The organism is Streptomyces sp. NPDC101166 (genome assembly GCF_044768125.1).
In the GTDB taxonomy this organism is placed as follows: domain Bacteria; phylum Actinomycetota; class Actinomycetes; order Streptomycetales; family Streptomycetaceae; genus Streptomyces.
On sequence record NZ_JBIWPF010000401.1, the window covers coordinates 383 to 1,012 of the forward strand.

Consider the following 630-nt stretch of genomic DNA (forward strand, 5'->3'; position numbering starts at 1 on the left):
CGACGAATACCAATTGGTCCGCAACACGCTGGCGGCGTACGTCCACACCGTGGATTCGGACACCGATGTGTACCGGTTCATCATGGGCAACGGCGCGGCGACCGACACCTCCACCCTCGCCGACTTCGAGAAGTTGTTCGCGCAGGTGGTCTCGGCGGTCATCATCGACAAGTCCTTCGACCGCGGCCTGCAGACCGAAGGCGCCATGCTGTGGTCCTACGTGCTGGTCGGCGGCGTGCAGCTGGCGACGGACTGGTGGATCTCCAACCGCACCATGTCCAGCGAGGAAATGCTCGACTACCTCACCATGATGGCCTGGAGCGCCATCGAGGGCATGGTCCGCGCGGGCGGCGACCGCCATTACTTCAACTCGCGCCCCCACGTGCTACCCGATGCGGAGAACAACCAAAACAGTGCTAGCTGACGGCTAGCACTGGAGTTCCCAGTGTGGTTAGTCTGAGGTCGGCGGAGCGCACCCTCTGAGACGCTCACATCACAGGGGTTCCGCCATGTCGGCACCAACGGGGGTGTTGGCTCCCATGGAGGGTCACTGATGGCGAAAGAGCTGCCCACATCCAGGCTCGCGCGGGGGACGAAGCTGGGAATCGCTGTAGCCGGTAATGCCTTGCG

General features: G+C 63.3%; 1 pseudogene. It reads left to right on the forward strand.

Features of this window, described 5'->3' with window-relative positions:
- Positions 1-424, forward strand: a pseudogene (locus ACIRS4_RS39430) (hypothetical protein); the annotation flags it as partial.
- Positions 425-630 lie beyond the last annotated feature (206 nt).